Annotated in this window: 17 protein-coding genes; 5 read left to right on the forward strand and 12 right to left on the reverse strand. The window is 47.7% G+C overall.

All coding sequences use genetic code 11. From position 1 onward, the window contains the following. From wecB to JXQ28_11925, 5 genes are all read right to left on the reverse strand, one after another. Positions 1-1,098, reverse strand: coding sequence for a UDP-N-acetylglucosamine 2-epimerase (non-hydrolyzing) (wecB, locus tag JXQ28_11905; protein MBN2278435.1), 1,098 nt, complete (start codon positions 1,096-1,098; stop codon positions 1-3). A gap of 51 nt (positions 1,099-1,149) precedes the next feature. Next, positions 1,150-2,250 carry a DegT/DnrJ/EryC1/StrS family aminotransferase gene (locus JXQ28_11910; protein MBN2278436.1) on the reverse strand — a complete coding sequence of 367 codons (1,101 nt, stop codon included), beginning with the start codon at positions 2,248-2,250 and terminating at the stop codon, positions 1,150-1,152. A 10-nt stretch (positions 2,251-2,260) separates the two neighbouring features. Then, positions 2,261-3,019, reverse strand: coding sequence for an N-acetyltransferase (locus JXQ28_11915; GenBank protein MBN2278437.1), 759 nt, complete (start codon positions 3,017-3,019; stop codon positions 2,261-2,263). Positions 3,020-3,141: 122 nt separating this feature from the next. Then, complete coding sequence (locus JXQ28_11920; protein ID MBN2278438.1) at positions 3,142-4,344, reverse strand: hypothetical protein; 1,203 nt, start codon at positions 4,342-4,344, stop codon at positions 3,142-3,144. A 7-nt stretch (positions 4,345-4,351) separates the two neighbouring features. Next, the gene (locus JXQ28_11925) at positions 4,352-5,854 is read right to left on the reverse strand and encodes an SLBB domain-containing protein (protein MBN2278439.1); all 1,503 of its coding nucleotides are present in this window, start codon (positions 5,852-5,854) and stop codon (positions 4,352-4,354) included. A gap of 146 nt (positions 5,855-6,000) precedes the next feature. Between JXQ28_11925 and JXQ28_11930 the strand changes: the two genes are divergently transcribed. After that, positions 6,001-6,714, forward strand: coding sequence for a glycosyltransferase family 2 protein (locus tag JXQ28_11930; GenBank protein ID MBN2278440.1), 714 nt, complete (start codon positions 6,001-6,003; stop codon positions 6,712-6,714). Here JXQ28_11930 and JXQ28_11935 read toward each other — a convergent pair. The 5 genes from JXQ28_11935 to JXQ28_11955 all read right to left on the reverse strand — a co-directional run bounded on the left by JXQ28_11935 (position 6,658) and on the right by JXQ28_11955 (position 12,953). Further along, the gene (locus tag JXQ28_11935; protein ID MBN2278441.1) at positions 6,658-8,331 is read right to left on the reverse strand and encodes a DUF3367 domain-containing protein; all 1,674 of its coding nucleotides are present in this window, start codon (positions 8,329-8,331) and stop codon (positions 6,658-6,660) included. The two genes, JXQ28_11930 and JXQ28_11935, sit on opposite strands and share 57 nt — an antisense overlap. A gap of 202 nt (positions 8,332-8,533) precedes the next feature. Then, entirely contained in the window at positions 8,534-8,980 is a 447-nt protein-coding gene (locus JXQ28_11940; GenBank protein ID MBN2278442.1) for a hypothetical protein, read from the reverse strand. Between the two features lie 137 nt (positions 8,981-9,117). After that, positions 9,118-11,262: a S9 family peptidase gene (locus JXQ28_11945; GenBank protein MBN2278443.1), complete on the reverse strand. Its 2,145-nt coding sequence runs from the start codon at positions 11,260-11,262 to the stop codon at positions 9,118-9,120. 195 nt (positions 11,263-11,457) lie between these two features. Continuing rightward, on the reverse strand, positions 11,458-11,934 hold the full coding sequence (locus JXQ28_11950; GenBank protein ID MBN2278444.1) for a hypothetical protein: 477 nt from the start codon (positions 11,932-11,934) through the stop codon (positions 11,458-11,460). A gap of 317 nt (positions 11,935-12,251) precedes the next feature. Further along, entirely contained in the window at positions 12,252-12,953 is a 702-nt protein-coding gene (locus JXQ28_11955; protein MBN2278445.1) for a cytidylate kinase-like family protein, read from the reverse strand. 179 nt (positions 12,954-13,132) lie between these two features. On the opposite strand from JXQ28_11955, the gene gatE reads away from it, so the two are divergent. Continuing rightward, on the forward strand, positions 13,133-15,046 hold the full coding sequence (gene gatE, locus JXQ28_11960) for a Glu-tRNA(Gln) amidotransferase subunit GatE (GenBank protein MBN2278446.1): 1,914 nt from the start codon (positions 13,133-13,135) through the stop codon (positions 15,044-15,046). A 20-nt stretch (positions 15,047-15,066) separates the two neighbouring features. Here gatE and JXQ28_11965 read toward each other — a convergent pair whose 3' ends face one another. Further along, positions 15,067-16,272 carry a glycosyltransferase gene (locus JXQ28_11965; GenBank protein ID MBN2278447.1) on the reverse strand — a complete coding sequence of 402 codons (1,206 nt, stop codon included), beginning with the start codon at positions 16,270-16,272 and terminating at the stop codon, positions 15,067-15,069. Positions 16,273-16,485: 213 nt separating this feature from the next. On the opposite strand from JXQ28_11965, the gene JXQ28_11970 reads away from it, so the two are divergent. Further along, positions 16,486-17,700, forward strand: a complete 1,215-nt coding sequence (locus JXQ28_11970; protein MBN2278448.1) for an iron-containing alcohol dehydrogenase — start codon at positions 16,486-16,488, stop codon at positions 17,698-17,700. A 7-nt stretch (positions 17,701-17,707) separates the two neighbouring features. On the opposite strand, the gene JXQ28_11975 is transcribed toward JXQ28_11970, so the two are convergent. Then, positions 17,708-18,412, reverse strand: a complete 705-nt coding sequence (locus JXQ28_11975) for an FAD-binding oxidoreductase (GenBank protein ID MBN2278449.1) — start codon at positions 18,410-18,412, stop codon at positions 17,708-17,710. A gap of 146 nt (positions 18,413-18,558) precedes the next feature. Between JXQ28_11975 and JXQ28_11980 the strand changes: the two genes are divergently transcribed. Further along, positions 18,559-20,610, forward strand: coding sequence for a hypothetical protein (locus tag JXQ28_11980; protein ID MBN2278450.1), 2,052 nt, complete (start codon positions 18,559-18,561; stop codon positions 20,608-20,610). A 15-nt stretch (positions 20,611-20,625) separates the two neighbouring features. Beyond that, complete coding sequence (locus JXQ28_11985) at positions 20,626-22,677, forward strand: hypothetical protein (GenBank protein ID MBN2278451.1); 2,052 nt, start codon at positions 20,626-20,628, stop codon at positions 22,675-22,677. Positions 22,678-22,693 lie beyond the last annotated feature (16 nt).

Consider the following 22,693-nt stretch of genomic DNA (forward strand, 5'->3'; position numbering starts at 1 on the left):
TCAGTTATCCCGGAAATATGCTTTAATTGAAGCCGCAATGATTTCGGACGGTTTTTTATTTTTTATGCGGCACGACTTTTTTGCCCCCGGTCGTAATGGGTTTTTCAAATTCCGACGGATTTTTTTCAATGAAAGGCCGACCAGGCTGTTGCCCTGACCAAGGGTTTCCACCCATTCGGTCTCGTCCCTGAGAGTCAGGCAGGGCGTCCCCAGAAAAACCGCCTCCTTTTGTACCCCGCCCGAATCGGTCAGGACCGCCCGGGCATTTTTTATCAGAGTTAAATTATCAAGGTATGAGAGCGGTTCGATCAGTACCAGATGTGGAACCTTTAACAAGCGATCGAGTAATTTGTACTTCTTCAGGTTTTTCATCGAATGCGGGTGGACCGGGAAAACCACTCGTTCTTTGAGACCGAGAAGAATTTCGACTATCCGGTTCAGGTTTTCCTGGCTGTCGACATTACCGGCACGGTGAATCGTGATCAGTAGAAATTCACCGGCCGCAAGCGAATATTTTTCCATCGGCGCCCGGTTTCTATCAATCCCGGTTTTCATCAAGTCGATCAGTTCATACATCAGGTCGCCCGAATGGACAATTCCCCTTTTGATACCTTCTTTTTTTAGATTGTTAATGGCCTCGGGCGTGGGGCAAAACAGCAATTCCGCCAGTCGGTCGGTCAGACAGCGATTGATTTCTTCGGGCATGTCCATCCGATGAGAACGAAGCCCGGCCTCGATATGCCCGACCGGGATATTCAGCTTGGCGGCCGTTAGCGCCCCGGCCAGGGTGCTGTTGGTATCCCCGTAAACCAAAACAATATCCGGCTGAATTCTGACAAGCAGGTTTTCTAATCGGGTGATTATTTCGGCGGTCATCCGGCCATGTAACCCGGAACCGACCCTGAGATTATAATCGGCCCGCGGTATTTTCAGCTGTTTGAAGAATATATCCGACATCATCCGGTCGTAATGCTGGCCGGTATGAACCACCAGATGCCGGAAACGACGATTCAGAAGCCCGGCCAGCGGAGCCAGTTTGATAAACTGCGGGCGGGCGCCGACTACCGAAACAAGGACTGGTTTCTTTTTACGTTTCATAATTTAAAAGCGGCCGGGAATATTCCCGACCGTCAGGCCCGCATGATTACCTCAGGCCGAAACCGATTTGACCACCTCGATAACTTCCTCCTGCTCGGCCTCGGTCATTTCGGGAAAAACAGGAATGGAAATGACCGATCCGGCGGCTTTCTCGCTTACCGGAAAATCGCCTTCTTTATAATGCAGATCGCGATAACAATCCAAAAGATGAAACGGAACCGGATAATAGACATCATGTCCGATTTTCTTTTCCTGGAGGACTTTCAGAAGTTCATCGCGGTTACCCACGGTTATGGTGTACTGATTAAAGATATGATGGGAATAATCCTTTATTACCGGGGTTTTAATGGCTGTTCCGGCGAAGGCGGCGTTGTACTTTCTGGCATGGGCAATCCGGCTTTCATTATAAAACTGCAGATAATCGATTTTGACCAGCAGGACCGCCGCCTGAAGAGTATCGAGACGGGAATTATATCCGATTACTTCCGGGCGATATTTCTTTTTCCAGCCGTGCAACCGGAGCATCCGGCATTTATCATCATTTTCATCCGACCCGGTCACAATCATCCCTCCGTCCCCGGCTCCGCCGAGATTTTTGGAGGGATAAAAAGAAAAACAGCCGTAATCGCCGATCGAACCGGCTCTCCGTCCTTTATACTCGGAACTGATGGCCTGGGCGGCATCCTCGATAACATCAATCTTATGCCCCCGCGCGATTTCCATAATCGGATCCATATCGGCTATTTGACCGAACAGGTGAACGGGTATAATAGCCCTGGTTTTCGGGGTGATGGCTTTCTCCAGCAGATTCGGATCCATATTGAAAGTATCCTCTTCGATATCGACAAATACCGGAATGGCTCCCAGACGGGAGATAACCCCGGCCGAGGCGAAAAACGAGTAATCCGAGGTGATCACCTCGTCCCCGGCTTTAACTCCGACCGCCCGCAGGGCGATCAGGAGAGCATCAGTTCCCGAAGCCACCCCGATACCGTGCCTGACACTGCACAACACCGCCACTTTACGTTCCAGTTCACTTACCTCGGGACCGAGAATAAACAGCCCGTGGTCGAATACCCTCAAAACCGCTTCATCGAGTCTATCCTTGATGGTTTCGTACTGCCGTTTCATATCCAGTAATGGGACTGCCATATTTTCTCCTTCAATCTTTCCAGCCCTGGTTTTCCAATCGCTGTTCTTCCGGAACATCACGAAATACTTTGGCCGGCGTTCCGGCCATAATTTTTCCATCCGGGCAATCACGGGTGAGAATGGCCCCGGCCGCCACCAGGCCGTCGGCGCCGACTGTCTTTCCCGGCAATATGGTGGCATTGACGCCGATCCGTCCGCCCTTTTTGACCGTTACACCCTTGAAATGCTTGAAACGTTCTTCGGTTCGTCCGACATAGTTGTCGTTCGAGGTGGCGGCACAGGGCGCCACAAAAACGCGGTCTTCAAGTTCCGAATAGGCCGTAATATAGACATTCGTTTCGAGTTTACAGTAACGTCCGATTTTACAGAAATTTTCGATGGCCACCCCGCGGCCGACAATAGTATAATCGCCCACCGAAACATTTTCCCGAACGGTCGAAAGGTCGGCAATCAAAACCTTGCGCCCAACCGTCGCCCCGCGATAAACTACCACCCCGGTTCCGATTATACCATCCGAACCAATTTCGGTCGGAGGTAATTCCTGATCCTTGGTAACGGCCGAATTGGCCGCTCTCATGGGAAATTTGCCGATCACGGTCTGATCGTCGATTCGAACATTGTCGCCGATACAGCTGCCGTCATGAATGACGACATGATGGCCAAGGCGGCATTCCCGACCGACTTCGACATTCCTGCCGATGATACAGAAATTACCAAGGGTCGTCCCCGGTCCCAGTTTTGCCGTTTTATCAATAATGGAATTTGACATATTATCCTCTGATCTCATTAACAGATTTTTCTATATCTCAACATTATACCAAAAATTCAAGGCTATTGATCGGGTTGTCCACCTGATTTTCCATCTATTGACCGACCGAATACGAGAATCAATCATTTCAGGGATTTTCGAATTCCGGGTATCCAACCCAACAGGGTCCTGAAAAAGAAAGCGGCCCGTTCATAATCCTCGGGTGATTTTTTCTTCAGATTTTCAAGGTAGTCGAGTATCAGGGCGATAAAAACCGCCGCCAGAAGCGACAGGATCAGGGCAAAAATGACAATAATCCGCTTTTTCGGTTTGACCGCCAGTTGTGGCGGATAGGCCCGATCGAGAATGGAAATCGTCGGTGTATCCATTTTTTCCTGAATTTTGGCTTGTTCATACTGCTCGGACAGAATCTCATAAAGTCGCTCGGATATCTGAACCCGGCCGGTCAATTCGGCATATCTTATTTTGAGGGTCGGAACCCGGGAAATAGGCAGATTTAAATATGAACTGTCTGTTCCCCCGAATTCCAGATTGGCGATTTGATTTTTTATCTCTTCGATTCGGCGTCTGAGACTGATCGCCTCCGGATGGTTGGGTGATAAGGAATGCTCTTTCACCTTCAGGTCGATTTCATACTGGGCCAGATCAACTTTCAATCCCACGGCGGACTCAATGGCCAGTTGGGTCTGTTTATCCAGATCAATGGCTTTGTAGTTATCCTGAAACTCCCGCAACTGCAGTCGGGATGAATCAAGATCGCTCTTTACCACCCTCAGTCGGTTTTCAATAAATTCTTTGGCAATTCGCGCCCGCGATGAGGCAATCTCGCGGTTCATCAAATCCAGTTCATCGGCAAATGAATTAGCCACCCGGGCCGCCATTTCAGGATTTTTATCCATATAAGAAATTTCCAGCAATCCCTCCGGTGTAACCCGGAAATCGGAATATTTCGCCACCCGGATATAAAGGTCTTCGCTGTTTTTCGGATGATAATACTCCGTAAGGTTGTTACTTTGGATGACTCTATCGGCCAGATTACGACTCTCCAGAATGCGGGCATAAACGTCGGTCGGAGTCGCCATAACCGGCAGTTTCACACCCGATGTCAGCGAAAGCATATCATCCAGACTGGCACCCGACCAGCCCAATTTGAAACCTTCTTCCTTGGGTGGGAGAATCAGGGCCGTGGCTTTATACCAGCGCGGCAATATGAGGGATATTATGGCCGCCAGCACCGAGACAACCAGAACAAAAAGCACGATAAATTTCATCCGGCGGGCAATAGCTTCCAGCAGTTTCCAGAGATTCACATTGATTTCTTCCATAAAAATTTCAATCACTTAAATTATCGATTGCCAGGTAAATAATTCCGGCACTGCCAAGCATCATAACCACATCCTTAATCTTGTTCCAGGTACTTTTATCTGATTTTTCCTCAGGTATCAAAACGGCATCGCCATCATAAATTTCGATCCTCGGGTCGGAGACCAAACGAATACCCGATGTCTTCCGAATCACTTCGACCGTTCCCTTCCGAGCCTTACTGGTATACCCCCCAGCTTTTTTAATCAAATCGGAAGCCGAACTGGGACCCGAAAGAGCTATCATGCCGGGATATCTAACCATTCCAAACACCCCGGCCGAGCCGGTCAGGGTCGGAATGACAATGGAATCTCCGGGGAACACGGTCACGGACTTCAGTTTGTCGAAATTGGAACCGTCTATCCGGAGTGAAACCGGCGCCAATTCGGAATCAAATGACAGGTTGTTGGTATTGGAGGCCGTCAGCATCCGGGCTGTTTCTTCATTATAACGAAACCGCTTATTGCGGAAAACGGTAATGGAGTTATAATCCGCTTTCAGGGTCAGTGATCCGGCGATTTCAATCGCCCCGGCCAGCGAAAGCGAATCATAATGCGGATAACGCCCCGGCACCCTTATTTCACCGGTGATCGAGAAAAAGTCGGCCTGTTGTTTTTCCATGGCGGGGCTGACGATTATTTTATCGCCCGGCATAATAGGTTGCCCCGAATCACTCAGGGGGACGGCCAACCGAGAGACATGATCATCCTGATGGCGGAATATATAGGCTGAATCGCCTTCCAAACCGGTCAGACCCCGGGCCAGGGCGATTATGGAACCGAGAACATCACCCTCGCGATATTCAACACCGCCGGATTGATGCACCTCGCCCGAAATCTGGACAAAGCTCAGCGAATCCGTCACCAGAGGAATTTGAATTTTATGCCCGGCATACAAATAGGGATTGCAATCCAGATCACCGGCCCTTTCGAACCGAAGCATATCAATCAATTGCCCGTCGCCCGAGCCATTGCCATTGAAGATAATTTTGCGATGTGACGCCCCGGGAAGTAAACCGCCCGCCATATTTATTATTTCCGAAACCCGCTGGGAAACGAACGCATCATAAAGGCCGGGGTTTTTTACGGCCCCGGCAATCAGGACTTTGATCGGTCGGATACCGATCAGGCTGATGGAAAAATCCCGGTCGGCATAAAAATGATCTATCAGACTCCTCAGTCTTTTCTTGGCTTCGGTCAACGTTACCCCACCGACATCGACCCGCCCCATGGATGTCAGCAAAACGGTTCCCTCGGGCGTGACATCAAGATTCATCGGATTGGTCGATCCATCCCAGAAATCAATCCGGAATTGATCGCCCGGTCCGATTATATATTGATTGGGGTCAATGACGGTACCGAAATTGATATCCTCGGCCACGGCGCAATTTTGTCTGACGGGAAATATGAATACCAAGACTAAAACAAGACAGGCATAAAAAAAGACCCTGAAGGTACAGTTCAATATCGCCACAATAGCTCCTTCAATATGGACTGTTTCACCGGTTCCGGATAATCGCTATACTATTAAAATTGAGAGTAAAAGTCAAGGAGCGATTGTCTTTACGTAAGACATTATCAATTATTGACTTTACCCGGCGGTGAAGTATATTTCAACAAATGCAGTTAACTGTCCTAATGCCGCTTTATAACGAGGAATCCACGGCCGGGGAAATTATCACCGGCGTGCTTAATCTCGATATAGACCTGCAGTTGATTATTATCAATAATGCCTCGACCGACCGGAGCCCGGAGATCATTTCCAAATTCGCTGACCGAAGAAACGTTGAAATCATTACCATGAATCGAAATATCGGCAAGGGCGATGCCATTATTGCCGGGCTGAAAAAAGCCGCCGGGAAATATACCGTAATTCAGGATGGCGATCTGGAATACGATCCCAAAGACATTGTCACTATGCTTGACCTGGCTGAACGAAAACAGGTTCTGGCTGTTTTTGGCTCCAGAATCCTTAATCCCGAATCAGGGATATCCTACAACCGTTACCTCTGGGGCGGAAAACTACTGACTCATATTGCCAATATACTCTATGGTGCGGGGATTACCGATGAATCAACCTGTTATAAAATGGTCCGGACCGATATTCTCAGACAACTCCATCTGGAAAGCAGGCGGTTCGAATTTTGTCCCGAACTGGTGGCCAAACTGAGCCGCAATAAAATAAAAATCCACGAGATACCGATTTCATATCACCCGCGGAAATTCGAAGAAGGGAAAAAGATTCGGGCCCGCGACGGTCTCGAGGCTATCTGGACCTTAATTAAATATCGCTTCAAGCCGCTTGCGGATTTTGCCGTGAAAAATAAAAACTGACAGACCGGCCAGCACCAGCAGACTGACAACCAGACCAAAAATAAAACCGCGGGGACGATACAACAAGGTAATCTGCCGGTCGTTATGTGTAAAACCTGTCGCCACCAGGCCGTTATTTTCGAAAAGCGGTCTTCCGTCCGCCGTTCTCCAACCGTCATCATAGCCGATCCCGAAAATAATTGTCCCGGCCAATGCCGGGGCCAATCGGTAATCGACACGATTTGGAGTATACTGCCGGGTCAATACTCCGGCCTGCCCGGAGGAGACATATTCCATAAGGACCTCATTAGTCGGGGTCACCAATCCTCGGCTCTCTTTATAGGCCGACAGCCAGGGGGCCACCAGAGAACCCCGGTTTTTCAAAAACAGGTTGTAGATATCATCGCGGCGGCCGATGACCTGCCGGAAATCCTCGTCAAAAGCAACATGGGCGGGTTTCTTATACTTAATTGTCTTCATGGCCGGTAGATTGACCAGAAAACCGGTCAATAATATCAAACAAATAATTGAAAGCGAAAGGGCATTTTTAACCGATGTTGCACTTTTTAATCGGGCGGTTAATACATCCAGACCAATACCAGATAATATTGCTGTCGCCAGAACCACAAATTGAAAGGTCCGGGCCGGCGAACGGATCGAGGAGAATCCCGGTATATGCAAAATAAGATTCCAGGGTGAGAAATCCGAAAAATGACCCAGACCGAAAAGAAAAAAGAACAGCCCAACCACCAGCCAGGCCCGGCTTTTACGGAAAGCCAGAATAAGTGCCGCCACCGCCAGAATAACCGCCAGCGGCGATATGTAGGCGCTGTATTCATGCCAGCCCCAGTACTGACCCGAACCCGCCTGACGAAAAACAGCCTGATCAAACGAGAAAAAAGCTTTCCATAGTATATTAATCGGAGTGAAATCACCGGGCATGCCCTCCCATTCATTTTGCGACAGGTAATGAAACATCGGGAAAAACTTCACCGCGCCCAGAAGCACACCGAGAATCACCGCTACAATAAAACGTTTAATCAGCCTCAAACTTTTTTCCTCGATAGCATACAGAATCAAGAGCACCCCGGAGAAAAAGCAGGTGTATAAAAAAGGTACCGCGGCCCCGTTACCGAGAATTATCAGCGCGACAGCCGCAATCGCCCCGGCCAGGAAACGCGAATCATCATCGGTTTTTAAAAGGAAATATAAAAACCACGGTAAGAAACAAAAATGCGTGAAGGGGACATGGCCGATTGCAAAATGCAGGGCAAAATAGGAACTGCCAAAATAAACAAAGGCCGCCAGATACGATGCCAGAGGCGATCGACCCAGCCGTTTCGCCAACAACCAGGTCCCCCAAAAACCGAGAAAATATGCCAGCATCATCTGTATTTTAAGCCCACCGATTGCTCCGAAAATTAAGATTAAAGGAAAAAAAGGCGATAGAATCCCGACTTCGGGATGAGCGAACAATATATTACCGCCTCCGAGATATGGATTCCAGAACGGGAATTGGTGGTAATGCAGAACGGTTCTTTGCGGGACGGCCGCCATGGTCGCAAACAACTCCCAGTCGCCGACACCGATATAATCCCAGTTAATTAAAAATGGCAGGACAAATACCAGCGACACCATAAAAAATATAAGCGGCGGAATAAAATTCCGGGGGGATCTTTCCGTTTTGCTCGGCATGAGAAGAATATAAGCGATTGGGCGATTATGGGAAACTATTTTAAAAGGGCGGGTCGAACAGGATCAATCACCTCCCACCAGGCGCTCGGGATAGAAAATCCATTCCCCTCCCGACTTGCGATCCGCCGACCCGCTGTTGAATACATCAATCGCCGATTTCGGTGACATTAATCCCGATCGTCTTTTGGTTGGCCGCATTTTCCTGACCCATGAATAACGAACCATTGTCGAACCTGAAATAATAAGTACCCTCCAGAATGAGCACTTCATTTATATGAAAGGAATTGATCGGACCAATCGGATCGAATGTAATGGAATCACCTTTTTCGTTTAAAACATAATCGGAGGCAAAATCATATCGGGTGGTATCACTCCCGGTGACAACCACATAGCCGATGATCCGGGTATCGGTAAAATAGAAACTAATCGGCATATGGCTGAAAAGCGATTCCGAATTCGGTTTATAGCCGATTTCCACTACTCCGGCATAATCGGCCACATACGATGGGGGCGTAAAAAGAACGGTGTCATGACACCCGATCAAAATAATGCAGATTATCGTAAACATCATAATATCTGATAAGACTCTCATCCCTCCTCCTTTGAATACGGCAAAACACCGATTTCGCATCTTCAACTATCATGACGTTTCAGAAATAAAATCATTTAATAGAAAACGACGGTCCGATCATGGCCCGTCGTCGGATCAGCAACATTATATCGAAATAACTACATTCCTAACTGCCAGTATATAAAACACCACTCGTCGATCAGTTCTTCCAGTATAATTCGCTGAGGCGCTCCCTGTCCATGACCGGTTTGTCTTTGCACGCGGAGAAGGATAGGATTATCAGATGAAGTGGCGGCCTGGAGAGCGGCTGTCATTTTTCGGGCGTGAAGCGGATCGACCCGGGTATCATGATCGGCGCTTTCGAACAGTACCGCCGGATAGGCGGTTCCCTTTTTGATATGATGATATGGCGAATAATCATAGAGATACTTGTACTGCTCGGGATTATCCGCCGAACCATATTCCGGTATCCACAGCCGGGCGATCAGGAAATTCTGATACCGAAGCATATCCAGAAGCGGCCGACTGCAAACGACCGCCTTCATCAGGTCCGGGCGCTGGACCAGTGCCGCCCCGACCAGCAGGCCGCCATTACTTCCACCCTCTATCACCAGCTTCCGGGGGCTGGTATATTCATTCCTGATAAGCCATTCACAGGCGGCAATCATGTCATCGAAAGAATTCTGTTTATTCTCCAGCATCCCGGCCCGGTGCCACTCTTCGCCGTATTCTCCCCCGCCGCGGAGCTGGACATGAGCATAAATCCCGCCTCTCTGCAGAAAGAGTGTCATGGTTCGCGAGAAATAGGGTGTTTCGTTTGACATAAAACCGCCATAGCCATAGACCAGGGTCGGATTCTCACCGTTCGGCACGATATCCTTCCGATGGGTCAAAAACATGGAAACCAGGGTGCTGTCTTTTGACTTAAACCAAACCTGCTCGACTTCGAATTGAGAGAGATCGAGATCAGTCTCAATTCGGTCGAAGACGCTTAATGTCCGGATCTTGAAATCATAGCGATAAATGGTCGGAGGAATAAAATAAGAGTGGTATCCGAACAGAAGTTCATGGCCGTCTTCTTCGGCCGCCAGGACATGATCGCCATAACCCATAATGGAACCGATAGCGGGAAGCTGAATTTCATTCACCGGTTTGCCATCCCGCGAATAAATAACAGCCCGGCTTGAGGCATTATGCAGACCCACCACGACCAGGTGGTCGCCGCATAAGGCCAGGTTTTCGATACTTGTTTCGGTTTCCGGAATTATCTCTTTCCAGTCTTTCTGCCGGGGTTTATCATATTCGGCCCTCATAACTCTGAACCTGGGAGCTTTGTAATTGGTCAGGATATAGATATTATCTCGGGTCAAATACGGCGAATACATGGCCTCGGCATTATCGACCAGCAGGGTGAAACCGGCTGTCCCGGCCAGGTCTTTCAGGTATATCTCGGATTTTGCCCAGCCGGCATAGACCGCCACCAGCAAATAACGATTATCCGGAGATAATTTGACATCGGTCCACTCATCGGTGACTTTATCCTTCCCGAATATCAGCGGATCATTCTCTATGCTCTCTCCGATTTTATGGAAATATACCCACCGGAAGTAGACTTCCTCACCCTCTGGCACGGTTCCCGGTTTCGGATAACGAGTATAGTAAAAACCACTGTTGTCATTCAGCCATGCGATAGAAGCCGCCCCGGTATAGGGGATGGTATCTCTGAGAATTTCGGCATGATCGACATCGAGAATAAACAGGGTGCTGTTTTCGGTGCCGCTGGATGACTTGCCGAATGCGATAAACTTGCCGTCGCGGGAAGGATACCACCAATCCAGCGCCACCGTTCCATCGGTACTGAAAGTGTCGGGATCAAGAACAATTTTCGCCTTGCCATCAGGCGAGGACTTCATCAGGATGCGTTCATGTTGTTCCTCGCCGACCCGTTTGGAATAAAAGTAGCGTCCTCCGTGCAGGGCCGGATCGCCCACCGCCCCTATTCGCATCAGTTCCTCGATAGATGTTTTCAGGGCCTGGCGGCCGGGATATTCACTTAGCATACTTCGGCAATAGGCATCCTGCTGATCGGCCCATTTTATCACAGCCGTATCATCGCCGTTTTCCAGCCAGCGGTAATTATCGACAATCTCGACTCCATGGAGCGTATCGACCACCGGAATCATGGGCGTTTCCGGCAGACTGGCCGGTTCCTGAACCTTGACACATGACCATATCAGCAGGACTGACACTATCAGGGATACCGGCAATCCCGCCTGTAATCCGAATGCTTTGTTAATTCTCATAATCATTCCGATCCTTATGACTATTCTGTTTTCCCGAAACCAAACCGGAGTTATTTTATTACCTGACCGGCAGGTTGATTTATTTGACAAGGTAGCATATTGAAAGCGGTCCGGCAAGTGAGGACAAAAACGCCGGTAATAATAAAAATGCCGGGCCCGGGACCCGGCATATCGGTCTAACTATTACCAAGAAGATTACTTCATATGCTTGCTGACCAGCTTGGTCATTTCAAACATATTGACTTTTTTCTTGCCGTCGAAGATCGATTTCAGATTGTCATCGGCCATGATCTCCCGTTTATTCTCCGGATTCTGAAGATTGTTCTTCTTGATATAAGCCCAGAGTTTCTTGGTGATCTCGGTTCTCGGTAGCGGTTTGTTACCGACAATCGCCGACAGAGCCATATCGGGCTGCAACGGTTTCATGAAAGCGGGGTTTGGTTTTCGGGCCGTTTTCTTTTTGGCCGGTTTTTTCGCCGCGACTTTTTTCTTTGGTGCAGCCTTCTTGGTGGCCGTCTTCTTTGCGGTTTTTTTCACAGCTTTTTTCGCCGTGGTCTTTTTGGTTGTCTTCTTTGCGGCCGGTTTCTTGGTGACTTTCTTCTTGGCAGTCGTGCTCTTCTTGGCCGGTTTCTTAGCTGCGGGTTTCTTCTTTGCCGTCTTCTTTACTGGCATCGTTACCTCCTTAACGTTAGGAAGAATTAATGTTTATTAAACATTTAGTTTTAGTTTCAAATGCAAGACAAACGCCGTTTCTGCCTGAGGTTCGTTCACTCCCGCTTATCTCGTACGACGCCGTAGGAGTAAATTAACATTTTTGTTGAAAACATATGCAACATAAAACTTAAATATTTCACTATTTTTTAATTTTTTTTTCGGGTTTTCTCACTGAGAATATTGAGAACAATGCTTCCTTCGATCGGAATTGTCAATCGAAATTGTCTGCTCCGGTTGAATTCTTCGCCTCCGATTATTCCATGCACCCGGCAACACTATAGCCGCTCCAGCATCATCATTTTGGCTTTCATAGCCAGTTCCACCAGGGAAATAGCATCCTCAATGCCGATAAAGGTGGTGTTAATTACCAGATCGTAAGCCCGGGGATCATTGATGTCGACTCCGAAATTGTTTTTAACGAACTCCGCCCGGGATCGATCCAGCTTTTTGACCTCGATTTCCGCCAGTTCCCGGGGCAGGTTCTGATAGTTTACCAGGTTATCGATCCGCTTGGGAACCGAGGCAACTACCCGGACATGCAAACCCTGATCCTGAGTGAGTATGAAATTGGCACCCCGTCCGACCACAACCACCCCACCCAATTCCGAGATGGACATGATTACCTTGTAAAGTTGCCGGAAATAATCCGAGGCATCGATATAAATCCCCTTGAAGACTCCCTCGAACCAGAGTTCGATATGGGAACGTACTTTGTCATCCAGCGACTCAATGATTTTCCGGCGATATCCGGAGGAACTGGAGATTTCATCGATTATCTCCCTGTGGAGTAATTGGTAACCCAGCTTTTCGGCAAGTTTTTCCGCCAGGTAAGAACCCTGACTGCCGCGCTGACGGCTGATAGTGACGATCGGTTTGGTCTCATGTTTTTTGCCGTTCTCTTCGGCCTCGCGCCTTATCCGTTTCTCCATTTCCCATTTGCGCAACTGCCGGTCGATTAATGCTTCTATGGAACTCATAATACCCTCCTTTCAAAGGAGACCTGTTTTTTATTGCCGTCAAAAATAAATGAAAGAAAAAGGCAATTTCACCCCGGCGAAATACCGGTCAGGTTTTCGATCCGCCATTGATTTTATTACCTGACTCCGATCAAAAAGTACTTTGATTTTGCCTGATTAAATATATATTTCGCATCGTTATGAACAAGCAGGAAATTAATTTAAATGATTATGCCCGGCTGGAATCCCTGGGCTTCAAATGCGGGCTGGAAATCCATCAGCAGCTTAATACCCGGACCAAGCTGTTCTGTCATTGCCCGGTCGGGCTGACCAACGAACGACATGACGCCGAAATTCTCCGGCATATGCGGCCGACTCTTTCGGAATTGGGCGAATATGACGGCACCGCTCTGATGGAATTCAAGACCAAAAAAGAGGTTATTTACCGGCTCTACCGTGACCGGACCTGCACTTATGAAATGGATGATACACCGCCTTTCCTGGTCAACCAGGAGGCGGTCGATTATGCCATCCGGATCGCTCTCCTGTTTAACTGCAAAATCGTCGATGAACTTCATGTCATCAGGAAACAGTATCTCGACGGTTCGATTCCGACTGGTTTTCAGAGAACCATGATTATCGGTATCGATGGCTGGATTCCCTTTAAAGGCCGGAAAGTTAAAATCACCCAGGTCAATCTTGAGGAAGAAGCCTGCCGTGAAGTTTCCGATATCGGACACCGAATTGTCTTTGCCACCGATCGGCTGTCGATTCCTCTGGTGGAAATAATTACCGAAGCGGCTATGAAAACACCCGTGGAGGCAATGGAAGTCTGCCGTCTGCTGGGTAATTCCATGAAAATCACCGGTCTGGTCCGTAGGGGAATTGGAACGGTCCGTCAGGATGTCAATGTTTCCATTACCGGCGGTGATCGGGTCGAAATCAAGGGAGTCCATAAGGTCGGTAATATTCGCAAACTGACCGCATCGGAAGCTTACCGGCAAAGGGGATTGCTCGAGATCAAAAAAATCTTTACTGAAAGATTTCCCTCCGATATTGATATTCCCTTCAGGGAATCCAATTTAACCGCGGTTTTCAGTGGAACCGGCAATGAACTCGGCCGTCGACTCGAAAGCGACCTTCCCCAGAAGGTGGTCGGCCTCCTGCTTCCCCGGCTGGTTGATATTATATCCTATGAATTACAACCCGGGCGCGATTTCGGTTTCGAGCTTTCGGGGCGGGTCCGGGTAATTGCCTGTATCGACTCTAAGCCCAATTTATTTTTCTACTCCCAGCGGGAAAAGTATAATATCTCTGATAATTTATGGGATAAAGCCGTCGAGTCGCTTCAGCCCGGACGGGGTGATGATCTGGTGCTTATTTGCGGTACCTCAGGAGATGTCGCCACTGCCGTAAATGAAATAAAAATCCGCATTGTTGAATTGAAACAAGGCGTGATTAACGAAACCCGGCAGGATATCAAGGACGGGACAACCGATTTCGAACGAATTCTCCCCGGTCCCGACCGCATGTACCCCGATACCGACCATCCCCCGGTAAAAATCGTCCCGGAGAGAGTTGAAAATAACCGAGCCCAATTATCGGAACCATTATGGGAAAAACAGAAACGGTGGCGGGAAACGGGCCTGCATGAGGCGCAGGTAGCGGCCTTATCGCTTTCGCCCCGGGCTGACCTGTTTGACCGCCTGGCGGAAAATCACTCCATCAATCCCAAAAAGGCGGCCCATATCTGTACCGACCTCATGGTCGGCCTTCGACGTCAGGGTCATCACCCCGAAAAAGGGGGGAACGATCAGCTATTTAATATTATCCGGGAATCCCTGGAAAAGGATTGGCCATATCAGCGGCTTAAAACTGCTCTTATAAAAGCGGGCGCCGGCACTGAAATCGACAGGACGGATCGGGAATTATGCGATTCTGATTTCGAGCTTTGCTGGAGCGAGGCCAGGAAAGATTTCAACGGTAATAAGGAACCCGATGCGACGGGGAAATTTAGGGACTATGTAGCCGGGAAGCTCTTAAACGGGAACAGCCGAACCGGTGATATAATGTCAAGGATCAATACCCGCCTGGCCTCCGAGAAATTCGCCTGAGAAGAAATCAATTCAATTAATCAGGTTTTTTCACCCTTGAACCACCGGGCATATCGTGCAACTGATGATTTGCAGGAATAATGCTCCATGGCCTTTTGGTACCCGGCTTCGGCCAATCTTAAGCGCAACGATGAATCTTCCAGCAGCTGGACGATTTTCTCGGACAAAATTTCGGCATTGTCAACCGGTACCAGCAGGCCGGTCTTATTATCTTCGATAATATCGGTGATGCCTCCCGATTTGGTTCCGATCACGGCTGTCCGGCATAACATTGCCTCTGTCAGACTCAGGCCAAATCCTTCGTCAATCGAATTCAAAACCACCACAGCCGCCCGATTATATACTTTGCTTAATTCCTCATGGGGAATCGGATCACATATTTTGACCCTATTCATTATCTCCAATTCTCTGATAAGCCTTTCGATTTCAACCCGCTCATCTCCCTTACCGTAAATCTCAAGTTTGATCTCCGGTCTTTTTTCTGATGCAAGTCTGATGGCTTCCAAAAGATAGTTGATTCTCTTCTGCTGGGTTAGCCGTGAGACAGCCACCACCAGGTTGGGATCCTCGGCAATCTTATCATCGGGATAGAAAATAGTCTCATCATTGGGCAAGGGGATTATTTCGATTTTATCGGCCGCGCCTGAATCCTTTTGGGCCACCAATTTCTTAAGAAATGACGATACTACGGTCCAGCCTTCGGCGCGATGGATGGTCGACCGAAGCAGACGAAATATAACCGGTTTTTTCGTCAGAACCCTGATATCAGTCCCGTGCGAACTTAAAAATAACCTTATTTTATCCCCGTATTTTTCCTTCAGCCATTTACCGACCAGGGCATTGGGAGCCACCCAGTGAATCGAGACCACCGCAATCCCTTCGCTTTCAATCACCCTGGCTGAGAGCTTCCTTGCCGCCATCAGGAATCGCCAGAGACGATACCACTTATAGGGATTGAATAAAATACCCTTGTGCATACCGCCGCTATAGGCAAAGGTTTCCAGACTTCTTAAGGCGTACCGAAAGCGATAAATCTTTATCCCTTCAATTTCCTCCTTGAGCTCGCATCCCTTATCATGAGGCGCCACCACGTAAACCTGAATATCATAATCCCGGAGTTTGCGAGCCAGCAAATGAAGAAAAACGCCCGAATAATCACCTTTCTGGCGGGGATAATTATGGGTGATAAAGAGAACTTTCAGCGGAAATTTATCTTTATCGGTCAACTTAAAACTTTCTTTCCCCATTAACAGAATAATATAATCGTATTTTCCGGAAAATGAAACAAAAAGCCTGATCGAAATTCGGATGGCCTTCGTACCGGGAGGCCGAAATATACGCCTTGATTTATCATATCCTTAAGAACTTAATCATTCCCCGATTGTTACAATTTTTATTAAATTAGGTCATTATATTCAGAAAACACAGGGAGAATAAATATGCAAAACTTCACTTTTTATCTGCCGACCAAATTAATTTTCGGTCCCGGGGAAATCGAGAAACTCGGAACCGAGGCTAAAAATATCGGCGAAAAAGCCCTGATCGTGACCGGCAAACGCTCGGCCGCGGCTCATGGTATTGTCAATCGAGTGATTGATCTGCTTGAGAAAGAGGGTCTGGCGGCGGTGGTTTTTGATAAAATCGAGCCCAATCCCCGCGCGGCCACTATCGATGAAGCGGCCGATCTGGCCAGAAAGAATAAGTGCGATTTCATCATCGGTCTGGGAGGCGGTTCTCCGATGGACGCCGCCAAAGGCATCGCTGCCGCTATCGGCGAAAACCAGCCGGTCTGGAATCTTGTTTATCATGGCCAACCCGTTTTCCCAAAAGTCAAAAGGGCTTTGCCGATTATCGAAATCCCGACCCTGGCAGCAACCGGCTCGGAAGCCGACTCCGGGGCGGTCATCACCAACTGGAAAACTCATGAAAAAGCCGTCCTGGGAAGTCCGGTACTATTTCCGCGGGTCTCGATTATCGATCCCGAACTGACCGTCACTGTTCCCAAAGATTATACTATTGATGGCGCTATTGATATTATCTGCCATGTCATCGAAGGATTCTTCACCGGGGCCGATGATACCCCGATACAGGATCGATTTTCTCTTTCAGTGGTTCGAACGGTCATGGATTACCTGCCGAAGGTTATTAAAAACCCGAAAGATATCGATGCCCGCTCGCAGTTGTCCTGGGCTTCGGCTATTGCTCTGTCGGGAATGGTCAATTCCGGGCGCGGCGGGGCTTTTCCGCTTCATGCCATGGAGCATGCCCTTTCCGGGCATTATGATATTTCCCATGGCCGCGGCCTGGCCATGCTTCTGCCCCGCCTGATGAATTATACTTTTGAAGCGCGGCCGGAGAAATATGCCTTCATGGCCCGCGAACTTTACGGGGCAAGCCGTAACAAATCAACCGAGGATCTGGCCAAAAACGCCGTTGACGGTACCGTCGAGTTTCTCAAATCGGTTGATCGTTATTTGACCATGCCTGATATCGGAATTAAGGATGATTCGAAATTCGATCGGATGGCTGAGGATACTCTGAGGATTTACTCAGTTTCAGGTGAATATCTCGATAATCCCCGCCGCCTTTATAAAGAAGATATAATCACAATCTTCGAGATGTCGATGTCGGCCCTGCCGGAGCAAATCTGGTAATTTATGATTAATCCGGATCGATCAATGGCATTATATGATTGGGATCGAACTTATCCTTAATCTTTAAAGAGTATATCGCGGATTGATTATCGCCGGGTTTTTTATAAAGCCCGGCGAATTTCTTATATTCAATGGGCCTCATGGTTATCTCCCGGAAATCATCATAAACGGTCAGCGGCTGAATTCTGAAAACCGCCGATATTATCATCCCCAGGAGTCCCCATGACGGCGAAAAGATTTTCACAATATCCAACCCTGAGACCGATTTAAAACAGGGGGATCCCGGTCTGATAACCCGGCCATCAGGCATGGCCAGTTGCGTCATCAGGAAATATCTCCCAATTGGAAGAACCTGCCCGCCATGATCGGCCGACAACCCCGCCGCCAGGGCACCGCCCACCGAACCGACATAAGGCAGTTCGGCATGAGGCAGAAAAAAACCCTCGCTTTTCAAATGATGATTCAATTCTCCTAAGGGATACCCGGACCCCACCTCGGCATAATAATCCTGCGGGACAATTCTGATCAATTGATTCAGCCGATCCGAATGCACCGCCAGTAAATTATTGAATTTCCGTCCGACAGGAGTAATATTATTACCGAAACCGGTAATATACAGTTTTTGTCCATGACGGCCGGCCAAACCAAACAGCCGGGACGCCTCCTCGGCCGTTTCGGGATGAAAGGTGGGTATACCCTTCTGATAAGTCAACCGATCTTCCGGGAACTCTCCGGACAGAATCTCAATGAATTGTTCCAGATTCATAATGCGATTATGTTATTGAAAAATAGTATCCAAGTCAATAGATTACCGTTCATAACGGAAAATTGATTTTATTAGCGGAGTCGTCTGATCCGATGCGTATAAAAGACTTGTCCCGGCCCGGCGGTATAATCCTGATTATTCTTTTTGCCTTGAGATTTGTACCTTTCTTCTTCAGAGATGCACGCCTGTGGGGATTTAATCATCTGACTTTTCTGCCTACCGGTTATATAATTTTCTTCGCCGTAGTATCTGTTGCGGCGATTTTAATCATGTCTCTGCCGTTTGCGAGATCATGGAGTAATCGGCTGATCGACTGCTTCTCAAAAATCTTTTATGACTCCCGGAGAAAATACCTTAATCGATTTATCTTTATCGCCGTGATAGGTGCCATTTTTATCATCTTCGCGGCCCGGACTTATTTCCTGGGTGACGGTTATACCATTCTGTCCCACCTGTCATCGCCGGTACCGACTATCTACAAATGGAGCGAACAGGGCGTCACAGTTATTATTAAGTCTATTATGAGCCTTCTCGGGGGCCGGGATGTTACCACCGTGCAATGGACTTTTCGGATTATCGCCTCGATTTCGGGTATGCTCGCTGTCTGGTTTTTCTTCCTGATCGCGGGCCTCCCGGAGACAGACAACAAAAAGCGTTTTCTAATTTTCATAACTTCCCTTCTGGGGGGGCATATCCTGCTGTTTTTCGGGAGCGTCGAAAATTATTCTCTGCTCTGGATCGGTCTGGCAGGTTTTGTCTATTACGGCTGGAAATACAGCGCCACGGGGCAGGCGCTGTTCCCGGCTCTTTTATTCATGCTTTTCGGGATATTTATTCACCTGCAGTCGGCCATCATGATTCCGGCTTTCGTTTACCTGGTTCTATGCCGCGGAAAGGGCCATGAGATTTATCAAAGGTATAAAATGATATTTGCAATTGCGGCCGGATTACTTATGGCGTTGGGCGTGATTATTTTTATCCAACTATATACCAACAACCTATATTTCGAGCATATCTTCCTTCCGCCTTTTTCCGGTAAACCATCGGTCCCCGATTATGCTATCTTCAGCCTCTCGCATCTGGGCGACTGCCTCAACCAGCTTATCCTTCTCTCGCCCCTTTTACCGCTGTTGATTATTCTCTTGGGGAAAAATATCAAATCCGTTTTTAAAGATCGGGCCGCGGTTTTTCTGGCTTTGCTGGGTGCCGCATCTCTTCTTTTTCTTCTGGTTATCGATCCCAAACTGGCTATGGCCCGTGATTACGACCTGCTTTCGCTTTCGGCCTTTGGATTCACTCTGTTTTTGATAGCCTTATCGGGGCAAAAAGAATCGGACTCGCTTCGCGGGCTTTATCTGCCAGTGGCAATATATTTGATAGTCGCCGTCGTTCCCTACCTGATGACCAATCTGGATCGAACCCGTTCGGAAGAATACATGAAATATATCATTCGCATGGATCCGGATAAATCAGCCCACACCGTCATCACCATGCGGGATTATTATCGCCGGGAGGGGGATATCCGTCAGGCTGATTCGCTTAATAATCTCTATGGACAGAATTATCCCAATCTCAACCGGATGTTCCAGGCCGGATGGGCCCTTGAAAATAACGATTTCAGGAAAGCCGCCAGAATAGCCGAGACCATCACTCCCGATCGTTTTTCTCCCGTTTATCACAACCTGCTCAGTATGCTGGCCCTGCATCGGGGAGACTATAACAAAGCTCTTGAGGAATCGGATAAAACCATACAACTGGGGTGGTACAACGTTTACTTCTTCCAGAGTCGGGCGATGATTTTCGCCTTCTTGAAGGATTATGACCGGGCCATTGAAGCCCTGAACATCGGCGCCACTTTAGACAGTCTTAATCCCGGCCTGCTGGAGGGATTTGCCAGTATATATCTTTTATCGGGAAAACTCGATCTATCGGCGATCTATGCCTCCAAAATGATCACGGCTGATTCCGGTAATGCGGTCGGGTATTACCTGTTGAGTAAAATCAACGCCATGACAGACAATCTGCCGGAGGCACGCAAGTATCTTGATCTGTATCTCAAACACGGCTTATCTGATCCGAACTATGTTGCTCATTCTTCGGAGCTGACCGAACGGATTAGGCAAATGCCGGAAACGGGAAATTAAAAGGCAGTTATGAATATGGGAGGCAGGCGCATCTTTACGGCCGCTTTCTCGGTTCTGGTGTTACTTGGCCTTGCCAGGATATATCCATTGCTGGACGAAGGAGTCAGATTATGGGGATTCAATCATCTTGACTTTTTGCCGGTCGTATGCCGGTACGTTTATATCATTCTGTTTGCCGCGATGATTATTCTGCCTTTTACGCGACTAACCAAGTCTATAGGCGATTTAATTACTGACAAAATTCCCGGCATGTTTTTTGAATCAAACAGGAAATGGTTATATCGCCTGATTTTTATCCTGATTGCCTTTTGTCTATTTATTATTTTTCGGTCACCGACCCATTTTCTGGGTGACGGTTATTCATCAATCGGCAATCTGGCGTCAGATACAGGCACATTCTATAAATGGAGTGAGATGGGTGTGACCCATATGGTCACATTTATTCAATCATTTATTGGTCCCAAGAATGGAAATACCGCTCGGCTGGCTTTTCAAATATTATCTTTCATATCCGGTGCGGTAACGATCTGGTTCTTTTTCCTGATATCGCAAATCATCTCAAATCGGAACATAGTCAGGTTATTGACGTTCACCGTTATTTGCGTTTCACCCATTCTACTTCTTTTTTTCGGATATGTGGAATATTACCCGCCTCTCTGGGTGATTTTTTCGGCTTTTATTTACTTCAGTCTTTATTATCTGGTTCATAAGAAGCGGCTGCTTTTTCCGCTGCTGCTGCTAATCGCCGGAATGTTTATACATATGCAGATGGGGATTTTTATTGGCGCGTATGTTTTCCTTTTATTCTCAGGTGAGCGCGGTGGAGATATTTATCGCCAATTTAAGAAATCTATATGGATAGCCATCGGTATCGTTATTTTAATTCTGGCGATCCTGTTTGTCAGAAAATACACAAGCAACCTCTACTTCGAACATATCTTCCTTCCAATTTTCCAGGGCAAACCGATTGATCCATATTACCGGATCTTCAGCAGCAATCATCTTCTGGACATAGTCAATGAGTTGCTCTTGCTCTCCCCCACCCTGCCGATATTGATAGTTTTCTCTCTGCGGAATTTGAAGTTTACGCTATTGAATAAAACGGCTGTCTTTATCGGTCTGGTTTCATTAACCAGTTTTCTATTCCTGCTTACCATCGACCCGAAACTGGGCATGATCAGGGATTGGGATCTTTTTTCCCTGTCTTCATTCGGCCTTAGCCTATTTTTTATCATTATGATAGCAACGGATGAGACGAAAGGCGTGTGCCGATTATATCCTTCCATGCTTATTTTATTACTCTGTTCAACCACGGCGTACCTTATGGTCAATCTTAATCGTGACAGGTCGATAGACTATTTTAATTATTCCATCGACCTCGATGTTAATCGTTCGTTCTCCAGTCTTGTGATCCTTCATGATTATTATAAGAATCTGGGGGACGGGGAAAACAGGGTTGCGGTCAACAACCGCATAAAAAACGAATTCCCTGAAAAGCCGATGACCCATGCGGCTCTCGATCTTCTGGAGCAGCACAAAATTCATGAAGCCGAACAGATAATCAGGATGATTACCCCGGATAGATATTCTCCCCAGTATCACAACTTAATGAGTATGTATTATATGGCTTTGGGAAATTATCCGCAGGCTCTTGAGGAATCCGACAAGGTCATGCAGTTATCTCTGTATAATTACGTCTATCATCGCAATCGGGCCTGGATTTACACCGTAATGAATCGCGATGACCTGGCGCTGGAAAGTCTCAGAGAAGCATATAAATTAAATAACAGCAATCCGAGAACAATTGAAGGTCTGGCGGCTAATTTCCTGAAATCAAATCAATTTGACTCGGCCCGATTTTACTGCGAAGCATTAATTACCCGAGATTCCACCAATATCGGTGGTTATTTCATTTTGGCCAGAATGTCTGTCCAATTGAATCAGCCTGTTTCAGCCCGAAATTACCTGAAATTGTACCTGCGCTACGGATCATCGGATACCCTGAATGTAATGCGGGCAAATGAATTGATGAAAATAATTGACATTATCGAGGAAGGGAATAAATAAAAACCCCTGCTTCAGG

Source organism: Candidatus Zixiibacteriota bacterium (assembly GCA_016933955.1).
GTDB lineage: Bacteria > Zixibacteria > MSB-5A5 > GN15 > PGXB01 > JAFGTT01.

What these genes read in the sequence shown, in the direction of transcription:
- JXQ28_11985 (MBN2278451.1), top strand. Translation starts at nt 20,626, where the DNA reads ATGGGAGGCAGGCGCATCTTTACGGCCGCTTTCTCGGTTCTGGTGTTA.
- JXQ28_11970 (MBN2278448.1), top strand. Translation starts at nt 16,486, where the DNA reads ATGCAAAACTTCACTTTTTATCTGCCGACCAAATTAATTTTCGGTCCC.
- JXQ28_11950 (MBN2278444.1), bottom strand. Translation starts at nt 11,934, where the DNA reads ATGCCAGTAAAGAAGACGGCAAAGAAGAAACCCGCAGCTAAGAAACCG.
- JXQ28_11945 (MBN2278443.1), bottom strand. Translation starts at nt 11,262, where the DNA reads ATGAGAATTAACAAAGCATTCGGATTACAGGCGGGATTGCCGGTATCC.
- JXQ28_11940 (MBN2278442.1), bottom strand. Translation starts at nt 8,980, where the DNA reads ATGAGAGTCTTATCAGATATTATGATGTTTACGATAATCTGCATTATT.
- JXQ28_11910 (MBN2278436.1), bottom strand. Translation starts at nt 2,250, where the DNA reads ATGGCAGTCCCATTACTGGATATGAAACGGCAGTACGAAACCATCAAG.
- JXQ28_11915 (MBN2278437.1), bottom strand. Translation starts at nt 3,019, where the DNA reads ATGTCAAATTCCATTATTGATAAAACGGCAAAACTGGGACCGGGGACG.
- JXQ28_11980 (MBN2278450.1), top strand. Translation starts at nt 18,559, where the DNA reads ATGCGTATAAAAGACTTGTCCCGGCCCGGCGGTATAATCCTGATTATT.
- JXQ28_11955 (MBN2278445.1), bottom strand. Translation starts at nt 12,953, where the DNA reads ATGAGTTCCATAGAAGCATTAATCGACCGGCAGTTGCGCAAATGGGAA.
- gatE (MBN2278446.1), top strand. Translation starts at nt 13,133, where the DNA reads ATGAACAAGCAGGAAATTAATTTAAATGATTATGCCCGGCTGGAATCC.
- JXQ28_11935 (MBN2278441.1), bottom strand. Translation starts at nt 8,331, where the DNA reads ATGGTGTCGCTGGTATTTGTCCTGCCATTTTTAATTAACTGGGATTAT.
- JXQ28_11930 (MBN2278440.1), top strand. Translation starts at nt 6,001, where the DNA reads ATGCAGTTAACTGTCCTAATGCCGCTTTATAACGAGGAATCCACGGCC.
- wecB (MBN2278435.1), bottom strand. Translation starts at nt 1,098, where the DNA reads ATGAAACGTAAAAAGAAACCAGTCCTTGTTTCGGTAGTCGGCGCCCGC.
- JXQ28_11920 (MBN2278438.1), bottom strand. Translation starts at nt 4,344, where the DNA reads ATGGAAGAAATCAATGTGAATCTCTGGAAACTGCTGGAAGCTATTGCC.